At 39.2% G+C, this 11496-nt stretch carries 7 protein-coding genes and 1 pseudogene; 4 read left to right on the plus strand and 4 right to left on the minus strand.

The window, feature by feature from the left end:
* Positions 1 to 374: 374 nt before the first annotated feature.
* A complete protein-coding gene (locus ASJ81_RS04715) occupies positions 375 to 1205 on the plus strand; it encodes a sulfite exporter TauE/SafE family protein (protein WP_095643480.1) in 831 nt (276 codons plus the stop codon).
* 1118 nt (positions 1206 to 2323) lie between these two features.
* Here ASJ81_RS04715 and ASJ81_RS04720 read toward each other — a convergent pair.
* The 4 genes from ASJ81_RS04720 to ASJ81_RS04735 all read right to left on the minus strand — a co-directional run bounded on the left by ASJ81_RS04720 (position 2324) and on the right by ASJ81_RS04735 (position 6738).
* A complete protein-coding gene (locus ASJ81_RS04720) occupies positions 2324 to 3688 on the minus strand; it encodes an NAD-dependent succinate-semialdehyde dehydrogenase (protein WP_095643481.1) in 1365 nt (454 codons plus the stop codon).
* Positions 3689 to 4357: 669 nt separating this feature from the next.
* Positions 4358 to 5497 carry an ABC transporter ATP-binding protein gene (locus ASJ81_RS04725; RefSeq protein ID WP_245859802.1) on the minus strand — a complete coding sequence of 380 codons (1140 nt, stop codon included), beginning with the start codon at positions 5495 to 5497 and terminating at the stop codon, positions 4358 to 4360.
* A gap of 2 nt (positions 5498 to 5499) precedes the next feature.
* A complete protein-coding gene (gene modB / locus ASJ81_RS04730) occupies positions 5500 to 6177 on the minus strand; it encodes a molybdate ABC transporter permease subunit (protein WP_095643486.1) in 678 nt (225 codons plus the stop codon).
* Between the two features lie 351 nt (positions 6178 to 6528).
* The gene (locus ASJ81_RS04735) at positions 6529 to 6738 is read right to left on the minus strand and encodes a TOBE domain-containing protein (RefSeq protein ID WP_095643483.1); all 210 of its coding nucleotides are present in this window, start codon (positions 6736 to 6738) and stop codon (positions 6529 to 6531) included.
* Between the two features lie 1112 nt (positions 6739 to 7850).
* Between ASJ81_RS04735 and ASJ81_RS04740 the strand changes: the two genes are divergently transcribed.
* The 3 genes and pseudogenes from ASJ81_RS04740 (at position 7851) to ASJ81_RS04750 (ending at position 11320) form a co-directional block, all read left to right on the plus strand.
* Positions 7851 to 8453, plus strand: a complete 603-nt coding sequence (locus ASJ81_RS04740; protein ID WP_095643484.1) for an FmdE family protein — start codon at positions 7851 to 7853, stop codon at positions 8451 to 8453.
* A gap of 27 nt (positions 8454 to 8480) precedes the next feature.
* Positions 8481 to 9565 (plus strand): annotated as a pseudogene (locus ASJ81_RS24755) (4Fe-4S binding protein).
* Positions 9566 to 11320 (plus strand): formylmethanofuran dehydrogenase subunit A, encoded by a 1755-nt coding sequence (locus ASJ81_RS04750; protein WP_095643485.1) that lies wholly within the window; start codon positions 9566 to 9568, stop codon positions 11318 to 11320.
* Positions 11321 to 11496: the final 176 nt, after the last annotated feature.

Consider the following 11496-nt stretch of genomic DNA (forward strand, 5'->3'; position numbering starts at 1 on the left):
GGTTTGGAAACATAATTCACAAACTTATATATAGTTATTCGATTTAGACAATATACATGAATAAACAAAATAAATTAATAAAAAAAACATATTTTCTATATAGTAAAATTTATTCTCTCAGCTGGAAGCATTTCTTCTTTAAATATCCCTTTGTCTACTGACCTGTATTCCGAAATAACTTGCGAGAAAACAAAAAATGCATAAATCCATGTTAAATAACAACAAAAAGTAAGGCAGGATCCGGATATTAAAACACAAACTTTAATCAATTCACAGATTAATGCATATCTGAGGAAAAAAGGACAAACTTCTTCTTATATAGGGAAAATAGCAAGGCCCAAGGTAATCATAAAATAAACCATACTTGACTGGAAATGACTCCTACAGACCCTTTTTATCTCGGTGTCCTGATTCTCACAGGATTTTTTACGGGTATCGTCTCGGGTATGCTTGGTATCGGTGGAGGCTTTATCATGTCTCCGGTTCAATACTGGCTTCTGCAGGAGACCGGGCTTCAGCATGACATTGCAATAAGGATAGCTTTTGGGACAACCCTTTTTGTGGTTCTGCTAAATGCTATAAATGTTGCTCACATTTACCATCAAAAAAATGCAGTACTCTGGAAACAGGCAACAATAATAGGAGTTTTCGGATCAATCTTCAGTTTTGCAGGAGCAGCAGTAGCTTCTTACTTACCGGCTTCTACCCTTAGCAAAATATTCGGAATCGTAGTTCTGATTGGTGTAATTAGAACTTATTTAACCCCTGCTGTTACAGAAAAGAACTATATCAGTTCTAATTCATTTCCTTATGTTTTTTCAGGCATCATTATAGGCTTTTTTTCCGGTCTTTTAGGGCTTGGCGGAGGAGTTATTGGAATTCCAATCATGTTGATTTTCCTTCATTTAGATATGCGAAAAGCCATAGGAACCTCAGCTGCAATAATAATCTTTACATCTTTTAGTGGATCTATCGGGTATATAATCAATGGCTGGGGAAAGGCCGGACTTCCTCCTTATTCTGTTGGATATGTAAATCTTCTAAATTGGATTTTACTCGCATTTCCGGCGTTTTTTGCAGCACAAAACGGAGCGAAAATTGCCCATCTTGTAGATCCCGAACATTTGAAGCTTCTTTTTATAATTCTAATGCTCTATGTAGGCCTAGAAATGATAGGAGTTATTGACCGTATTTTATATCCCTAATTTGTTAATTTATAAACTCTGTTAGTTTAGGAACGAATGAGAATTATTTCAGAACTGTAAAAATCGTAACTATTGTTGTTCATAGGTTATTTATAGTATGAAGAGGAAATAGACTTCCATATTCGAAGTAAAAAGAAAGGGGTTTTGTTTATGAAACATCTGGAAATATGTCCAAATTGCCATTCTAAACTGAAACTGCACTCTGATGGTGAAACTCAGTATTGTAGCACTTGTGAATACTGGACAAAAATAGGTACTGTAAGACTTGATTCAATAATGATTTATGAATGAATAGTCTGCAAGAAGAATTTTGAGATTTTTTACATATAAGATCGTAAAAATTGATAATTTCCTTCAGAATCTGTGACGACTCTGTTCCAAAATCCAGTGATTTTTGCATTTTTGATAGAAAATCTGAATTAGCAAGAAGAATCCAGTTTTTATCAAAATCAATATTCGCTATCTAAAGACTTGAATCATTAAGTTGTATTACACGGATGGTGACCATTTACAAAATCTAGTGATTTTGAATTTTACATCCATCACTAGATTTTGGTACTGAGTCTCTGTGACTGAAGTTTAATAAAAAACTCAGAAAATGAACACTTATCCATAAAACTTTTTTAAACTTAATCAACAGGATTTTTGGGACTGCTTTCATGATCAGAAGTTCGAGTAGTCACTTAAAATATCGAATCCAGAGAAGTAAAGTTGCAAAACAGAAAAATATTCCCGTACTTACTGTGATAATATGCGAAGAAAATTCCAGAAATATTAATTTATTCGTAAGAAACAGCTTTATCAAATGTGCTCTTCATAAGAAAGTAGGAAAAAATGGCTCTTCGCTGTTTCGAGTGGGTAACTTCCATTCATCTCCTAAATATTAAAATAACATATTTAATATCTAGAAACACTTGTTGTTGGAAATCACATTCAAGCTTGATGTCTCTCTTTTTGGTCTGGCTACTTTTAAACTAAGCAATTATTTTCAACCAATACAAAACAGCTAAGAGCCGAAAAAATTTGGGCGATTGCTAGGTGTATGACGTACCAAAAATAATATCATAATGCTTTACGCCATTGCTAGCAAGAATATTGAAGTTGTCGGAAAATGCCCTTCACTTATTAACAACTATGGCCTTTATATTCGTAAATTCCTTAAGTCCGTAATGGGAAAGCTCTCTACCAATCCCAGACTTTTTAATCCCGCCAAAAGGAAGTCTTGGATCAGATCTGACCATTCCATTGACTGCCACAAATCCAGATCTTATTCTTTTTGCCATTTTCTCGGCTCTATCCAGATTTCCTGACCACACTTCGGCTCCAAGTCCGAACTCCGTGGAGTTTGCAACGTTCACTGCTTCATCATCATCCTTTACCGTGATCAAGGGTGCAATAGGTCCGAAAACCTCCACACTGCAGGCTTCCATGTCAAGACTGGCTGCAGGGATAATAGTCGGTTTGAAGAAAAAGCCTTTTTCGCAATCTTTTCCACAAATAAGAGGTTCCGCTCCTTTTTTCGTCGCGTCTTCCAGGATTTTTTCTAGATCTTTGACAAACTCTTTTCTTGCAACAGGTCCAATGTCGGTTTCTTCATCCATGGGGTTTCCGACTTTTAATTTATTTACTTCTAGTTCAAATGTTTTCGTAAAATCCTCAATAATAGCTTCCAGGACAATGAATCTTTTGGCAGCAATACAACCCTGCCCGCTGTTGAGAAAGCGAGATTTTGCTGCAGCCTGAGCAGCCCTCCCGATATCGGCATCCTCAAGCACTATAAAAGGGTCTGAACCTCCAAGCTCCAGTACAAAAGGCATGATAGTTTTCCCGGCAAGCTCTCCAATTTCAGAGCCTGCATTTATGCTGCCTGTAAGTGAAATCCCATCCACCATATCCTTTTTAATAATTTCCATTGCAGTTCTGGAGTCGATTAACAGAGATTTGAAAACATACTCCGGAAACCCGGCCTCCAAAAAGATTTTCTCAACCTCAAGGGCTGACTTAGGCACATTTGAAGCATGTTTAAGCACACAGACATTTCCTGCACAGATTGCAGATATTGCAAACTTGAATACCTGCCAGAAAGGAAAATTCCAGGGCATTATCCCGAGAATTACGCCCAGAGGCTCAAAACTCACATAGCTTTTTTCAGCCCCTGTATCAACAAACTCATTTTTTAGAAACTCAGCAGCATTTTTAACATAATAATCGCACACTAGGGCACACTTCTGAACTTCAGCTCTTGACTGCTTGATAGGTTTTCCCATCTCTTTCGTGATAATCTCGGCATAGATATCTGAATTCTTTCGAAGAACCTCTGCAGCTCTTGCAAGATATCCGGTCCTTTCTTCAATAGACAGGGAACTCCATTCTGAAAAAGCAGCCCTTGATTTTTTAATATGGGCTTCACAATCTTCAAAAGAAAAAGAATCGTATTCCCAGTTCACTTCTTCAGTATAGGGGTTGATTGATTTAAATACCATAATCCCACCTCACATATATTTAGTTAAAATTTAATAATAAGATTTAACAAAATTTCGTGAACTTACTCCCAAAAAGTTATGAAAAGTAATAGAACTCTTTGTATTAAAATTAATGTATCATCGGTTGCACTGGATTTTTTCTACATGTTTTATAAAATGAGAACTTCTATAAACTTATTCAGATAATATGTTCCTTATAAAGTAGCCAGCCAAAAGTTGAAGTTTTTCTACAGATATAAATATTGTTATTTATTGGTTATGATTTATAAGGGGAAGTGTAAAACTCCGAAGTCCCTACCTTTGCGGGATACAGGCATCAACTTATTAACATTCTTTTCGTCATATGTTGACTTCCTATAGACCATTGAACAATACAATATCATATTAAGGCAAGCGAGAACCAAGCTACCTTTTTCAAAAATTTACTATCAAATTCAATAAGCCGTAGAAAACCCTTTGACTCTAGTGTCAAGTCAATTATCAAGGATTCAATAATTCCTAATAACTGCACTCGATTTTATACGATATTTTGTGTTTGACTCGACACTAGCTTGTAACTGCGTAAAGCCGAAACGAGCGAAAGAGAGAAACTAATTACGGATAGTGCAGCCGGAATTCAAGCCTTTGAAGATACCGATGGTCATCTATGAATTCGGAGCTGTTAAGCCTTTAGCTAAGCGGTAGTTCACAGAATGCCACTACTTTAGTCATTTCCAATTTTGCCAGGCATATATCACCTGCATGCAGTTTCAGAGAATCAACAAACTGTGCAGGGACGTCTGCAGTCAGAATCTTACCGCATCTAACAAGTGTAAGTGTAATGCGTTTTTTTGGTCCCTTATTGATTATATTATTGATACGGACAGAGTAAGTATTTTCGTTTTGATTCTCAGAGTTGGAATCAGGTAAAAGAAGAGTTATGTTCTCAGGATGAATTCCCCAGGAAACTTTATCTCCAGGTTTGAATCTCTGAGTTTTCACCCTTAAACTCAGAGATTCGCTTTTTAATACTATACTTTTTGACTCTTCATCACATTCTTTAACATAAGCATCATCGAAAATATTGGAGATCCCAACCAATTCTGCCACATGTAAATTTTCAGGATGATAAAGTATTTCTTCCGGGGTTCCAAACTGCTGAGCTTTTCCCTCGTATAAGACAAGAATCTTGTCAGCCAGCTGAAAAGCCTCTTCCAGATTGTGAGTGATGAACAACACAGGTATTCCAATTTTGGATTGCAAATCTTTTATTTTTTCTGCAAGTCTGGTTCTTATTTCCAGATCAAGTGCAGAGAAGGGTTCATCCAGAAGTAAAATTTCTGGTTTCGGAGCAAGCGCCCTTGCAAGAGCAACTCTCTGCTTCTGTCCGCCTGATAGCTGGGATGGATATCGATTCTCTAACTCATCAATATGAAGAAGACTCAGCATCTCCAGAACCCTCTTTTCCTTTGCTTCTTTCTCCCAACCTTTAAGCCCGCATTCTATGTTTTTTCTTACATTCATATGGGGAAAAAGAGTATAGTTCTGGAAAACATAACCCAGATTACGCTTCTGGATAGAGAGATTGATTTTTTTCTCTTTGTCGAAATAAACTTTATTCCCTACAATTATCTTTCCCTCGTCAAGATCCGTTATCCCAGAAATACATTTAAATAGAGTGGTTTTTCCTGATCCTGAAGGCCCAAAAAGTACGACAAGTTCGTTTTCCATTTCAAAGCTAACATCTAACACAAAAGACTTCTTAACGCTTTTTTTTCTACCGAGGTTAGTCTCATTATACTGTTTTTTAAGGTCAATTTTAACGCCCAAAATTATACCTCTAATTTTCCTATGAAACGTCCGGTTAGAGATATAGCCAGCAGGGATATAAAAATTAGGATTATGACGAGAGTCTGAGCAAGTTCGTCATTGCCTGCCTGAAAAGCGCTGTATATCGAGATGGACATTGTGTTTGTTTTTCCCGGGATATTCCCTGCCAGCATAAGAGTTGCTCCGAATTCTCCGACAGCCCTTGCAAAACTGAGTACCAGCCCTGCGAGTATACCCCTTTTTGCAAGGGGTAAGGTTATCAGGAGAGCAGTTTCAATCTCACTTCTTCCAAGGATATAGGCTGCATATTCAAGCTCTCTATCTACGGCTTCAATAGCTGCCTGGGCAGCTCTCACCATAAGAGGAAGAGAAACTGTATAAGCCGCAATGACTGCTGCCTGCCAGGTAAACATGACCCCTGTGCCAAAAAAATTGTAAATGAGATTGCCAAGAAACCCATTTCTACCCACAAGAATTACAAGAAGATAACCAATCACTGTGGGTGGAAGAATTAGAGGAAGTGTTACTAACAGTTCTACAAGCTCTCTTCCTCGGAAATCACGCCTTGCAAATATATAAGCGATTACTACACCACTGAAAAGAACTAAAATGGATGATATGGTTGCTATCCAGAGCGTAAGAGATAAAGGAAACCATACCTTGTCCAACATAATGATCATGTCTTTTATTTTCGGGATAATCTGATTCAAGAGACAACTAGATACTCATTTAATCAGACTTATAAGGCAAACTTTTTTTAGCAGAGCGATCTAGATTATGAAAGTTGAGTCTAAGTTTTGGAAGCTAGTTTAGATTATGTAAATTGAGTATAAAAAATAAATCCAAACTAAATAAAATCCCGCTAAAGACACAAACTGAGATGAAATTGTTTCACACTCTGCAAATGTACACTACACTTACCTTTTTCAAGCTGCCGCTAATAAAACTGAGTAGCTATAATGGACTTCTGCAGAGTGGAATGACGCTATGTACCAATTTTCACGCACGAAGCATAAAACGAAAATTGAAGATTAGTCTATACCGATCATCACATTTGAAGCCTTAACAATTGCGTATACTTCGCTTCCTTCTTTTAGCTTAAGACTTTCAGCTGAGGTCTTTGTGATGATGGAAGTCATTTCTGCTCCGCCAGGCAATTCTATTATAACTTCAGAATTGACCGCACCTGTCACGACCTTTTTAACCTTGCCTTTTAAAACGTTACGTGCACTTAATTTCATTTCCTTGCTCCTCCTTCAAGTATTCATAGTGAAGACTTGCTTATTCAATTTTGTCCTACTTGATAATATAGTTTACGTATATATAATAAGGTTTTATTATATACATTAGTATAAATAATAGTTTTTCTTCAGAAATACATATTATGCAAATCTGGTTATCAATTTACCTATAAGCTGCCCACAACTGAAAACTATTTCTCAGAATATGGAATTAAGAATAATCAGTAAGTTTCCGATCACAGAGAACTGTCTGAAATTTATATCAATTATCAAGAGAGTTGATAATGTCATTATGTTATCTCTTTTAATGAAACTTACCTTAGAACCACCTTAGAAGATGTGATTCTTTTTGAATTTAAAGTTTTTAACCATCAAATGAGGAGCACAGAACTACAAGAACACACCCAGTTTCAAAACCCCAATGTTTGCATTCAAATGGAACACACTAAATTTATGTGAATTTCTTGTCAAACTCTTGTCAAACCAGGCTCACCCTTCTTTTTTGTGAAATTCAACTTCCTCTTCTGTCATTATCTTTTAGGAAAATGCATTATATTTCATTTGGAGCAAGGATATGAAATAATAAATTTATTTTCCCTAACAATGGACAGGTTTCTGGAATAGAGAATATTTTTCTCTGACTACATTCTCTTTATGAATAAAGTTGGGGGCTCATAGGTGGACGGTTCAAAGGTTGATTTTTCGACTTTTTACCTTTGTCTAATACACATACAGGAACGATTTTGGGGATTTGAGAATTTAACATGATTTTCTCTTCTGTGATCCTCAATAATCATGAAAGCATACAAACTATATAAACCGTTATGTTTAACTGAACATAACGGTTGAAAAATATGAAAATCCAGATCATCTGGAGATTAAGTCAGGAAAAAAGAGTTGAATGTTAGAAATTTATAGAGGTTTTTGTAATGTGGCTTTCCATAACTCACAGATATGCGACTTTCTACAACCCACTGACAGACCTTAATTGAGGATGAATAACGTTCAACGATAATTATATATTATAGCACTTATATAATTAGAGTTATAATATCTTATCCTACGCTCATATTCAATAATAATATAAGTTGAACCCATGGGGGGTTTATACATTGCATAAAAACTCGCAATTAGAGAAAGAAACTATGGAAGCAATCATGAAGCAGATAAAAGACCCCAAACTGCTTTCACAGATTGAAAAGGTTATCCCCTTTCACGGCTTCCTGACTTCAGGAGCGTTAATCGGTATCCAGATGCTCAATATCGCAAGGCGGGAGCTTGATATCCGGGATGGAGAACGCATATACGTGGCCTGCGAAACGAAAAGCTGCATGCCTGACCCATTCCAGATCCTTGCCGGAGCTACCATAGGAAACAATGGATTAAAGATCATGAACTTTGGGAAGATGGCGGTTACAATAAATAAACAGGCACCTGAAGGAGCTAACAACGTAAAAGGGATCCGAATTATTCTCGACCCCGATAAGACAAAGGACTATCCCAAACTCCATGCCTGGTTCCTGAATACTGAAAAGCTTCCTCATGTGGAAGTTGTCCCAATCCTCCTGGAAGCAGGAGAAAAAGTGTATTCCTGGAAATTTGTGGATGTAGAAGTTCCGGTACGCAAAAAAAAGCGAATCCAGTGCTGTGAAAGCTGTGGAGAAATGTTCATTCAACATGATAACGAGCTGCTATGCGGCGATTGCAAAGAATAACGTTGAGAGACGTTGAGAGGCAACAAAATGCAAGATGATATGCGATTATCTGTCTTTGCCGAAAAAAAAGGCAAGCAGCTAATCTATTACCCGGAAAGATGCATTGGCTGCGGAACCTGCGTGCAGGCATGCCCGAAAGGTAACCTGGCCATAGGGGCTGTGGGGGCTGTAGTAAGAGGGGTGGTAGATGCGGATTTTCTGGAAATTAAGAAGAGTGAAGAGTGCATTGCCTGTGGAATTTGCGCAAAAGTTTGTCCCACAGGTGCTCTTGAAATGAAACAGGAAGGAAAATCCCTCACTGATATGTCTTATCTTTTCAAGGCAATGAAACCCACGTCAGTAAATGAAAACTGCGTTCACTGCGGGGTTTGTGAGGAAATCTGTCCCAGAGGCTGTATTGAGGTAACCCGTGAAATTTCAGAGGACGGAAAAGAGGCTGTATTGAGGTAACCCGTGAAATTTCAGAGGACGGAAAACTGAAGCTTGTCGGAAAGACGAATATTGATTTGGAGCGCTGTATCCACTGCGGCTGGTGTGTTGCAGTCTGTCCGGTTAATGCTATTTCCGTGGAAAAACCCTTTGAAGGGCGCTGGACCAGAGATGAGAATGTTTGCCAGACCTGCCATACCTGAGTGGAAGTTTGTCGCACAAGTGCCATTTTCAATAAAAAAGCTAAACCCGGAGAACGAGTTGAAAAAATAAGTCATAGGCCGGATGCTTGCATTTACTGTGGAGCCTGTGCAGTTTCCTGCCCTGTTAACGCCATTGATGTCAAAAAAACTGCAATTCTCCCGAATGTGGAGAAAAAGAGTGTGCTTGAGAAAAAAGTGCTTGAAATCCCTGTTCCTGACGCTATACTACGTACCTGCCTGGAAACGGATGAAGACGCATGTTTGGGCTGTGGAAATTGTGTGATTGTCTGCCCTGTAAATGCTCTCTATAGCCGTGAGCTTGCTGCAGGATACCTGAATGACATGGATAAAAAAGCTCTTCTTGAGGTTAAGGACGGAAAAATTTCGGTAGTAAACCAGGACCTGTGCGGGGCAGATGGAGCCTGCGCCATGATCTGTCCTGTTGATGCAATCAAGCTTGTGAAAAGAAAGGTGAAATAAATGGCAGGAACAATTACAATCAAGAACGGATACGTCTTTGATCCCCTCAATGAAATAAATGGGGAAATTATGGATGTCTTCATTAAGGACGGAAAAGTTGTAAGAGAGCTTTCTGCGGCTGAATTGAAAAACGCAAAGGTTATTGATGCTTCCGGCATGACAGTCATGCCTGGTGGAGTTGACTCCCATTCTCACGTTGCAGGTGCAAAGGTTAATGCCGGCAGGGCAATGCGTCCTGAAGACCATTATAAAGCAAATCTCCAGAAGACCTCACTTACCCATTCTGGTTCAGGTTACACTGTTCCCTCTGTTTACAAACAGGGATATGATTATTCAGCAATGGGCTATACAACTGTCTTTGAAGCTGCAATTCCCCCTCTTGAAGCGCGCCATACCCATGAAGAAATGCATGCTACTCCGCTCCTTGACATGGGCGGGTATCTGGTACTCGGAAATAACTTCTTTATGATGCGCTATCTCAGGGAAGGGGATATGGAAAAGGCTGCTGCCTATGTGGCCTGGATGATGAAAACTCACAAGGCTTACGGAATCAAATGTGTCAACCCTGCAGGAGTTGAAAACTGGAGCTGGGGTAAAAATGTCAGCTCGTTAGATGAGGCCAATATCCATTTCGAAATTACCCCAAGAGAGATTATTAAAGGGCTAACCGAAATCAATGAACACCTTGGTATGCCTATGCCTGTTCACCTTCATGCAAATAACCTGGGACACCCTGGCTGCTATGCAATTACTAAGGATTCTCTCAAGATTTTTGATGGAGTAAAGACCAGACAGGATATGGACGTGGAATGGGCCGAAACCAAAATAGATCCTTCAAGGAACCGTTCCGTTTACCTGTCTCACCTGATGTTCAATGGATTTGCAGGTACTACCTGGGCAGACTGCGAGTCCGGAGTAAAGGGTGTTGCAGACTACATCAACAATAAAGATCACGTAGTGACCGACAGTGGATGCACTCCTTTCGGAGAAGCTACAGTTATGACAGGAGATGGACCTGCCATTCATGACCTTTACACACTTACAGGTAACAAATGGTCAAGCACCGACGTAGAAATGGAGTGCGGATCAGGTGTGCTTCCTTTTACCTATTACAAGTCCAACCCTGTACACAGCCTGCAATGGGCGATGGGACTTGAATGTCTTTTGCTTATTAACGACCCCTGGAAGACAATTATGACCACTGACAGCCCCAATGGCGGGCCGTTTACGAAATATCCGGAGGTTATGACCTGGCTCATGTCTGAAGCTTTCAGAAAACAGACCTTCAGTGAGTGCCATAAGTGGGCAAACGATAGAAGTACACTTGGAGGCATAAACCGGGAACTTTCACTCTATGACCTTGCGATCCTGACCAGAGCTAACCCTGCTAAGACAATTGGAATGGCACACAGGAAAGGTTCACTTGGCGTGGGTGCTGATGGAGATGTCACAGTTTACAACATAAATCCGCAACAGCTTGACGCAAACGACTACGAAGCTCTTCTCAGAACTTTCAGGAAGGCAGAATACACTGTAAAGGATGGAGAAATCGTGGTTGTAAAAGGAGAGGTTGTCTCTTTGCCTGGGAAGCGTACATACTATTCCGACGTGCACGTACAGGACGAGCGGGAAAAGGAAATGCTGGTCGACGTTAAGGACTGGTTCAGGTATTACACCATAGGTTTTGCCAACTATCCGACTCCAGAGAAGTACCTGGAAAACCCGACTCCCATACAGGTTAACGGTGAGAGGTGAAAGCATGACAGACGGAGTCCTTACTCATAAAAAAGAGACCGAGAGTAAGCTCGAAGCAGTTACAAAACCTGAATCATTTACCGGCAAAATTACTGGAGAAACGGAAGAAGTAACGCTTGTACCTAAAAAAGAGATTGACATAAAACTGGAAGCAGATGTTATAACTCCTGATTCCT

Source organism: Methanosarcina spelaei, assembly GCF_002287235.1.
GTDB classification, from domain to species: Archaea; Halobacteriota; Methanosarcinia; order Methanosarcinales; family Methanosarcinaceae; genus Methanosarcina; species Methanosarcina spelaei.

Excerpts from the sequence above, each read along its gene's own strand:
- ASJ81_RS04715 (WP_095643480.1), top strand. The coding sequence starts at position 375 with ATGACTCCTACAGACCCTTTTTATCTCGGTGTCCTGATTCTCACAGGA.
- ASJ81_RS04735 (WP_095643483.1), bottom strand. The coding sequence starts at position 6,738 with ATGAAATTAAGTGCACGTAACGTTTTAAAAGGCAAGGTTAAAAAGGTC.
- ASJ81_RS04750 (WP_095643485.1), top strand. The coding sequence starts at position 9,566 with ATGGCAGGAACAATTACAATCAAGAACGGATACGTCTTTGATCCCCTC.
- ASJ81_RS04720 (WP_095643481.1), bottom strand. The coding sequence starts at position 3,688 with ATGGTATTTAAATCAATCAACCCCTATACTGAAGAAGTGAACTGGGAA.
- modB (WP_095643486.1), bottom strand. The coding sequence starts at position 6,177 with ATGATCATTATGTTGGACAAGGTATGGTTTCCTTTATCTCTTACGCTC.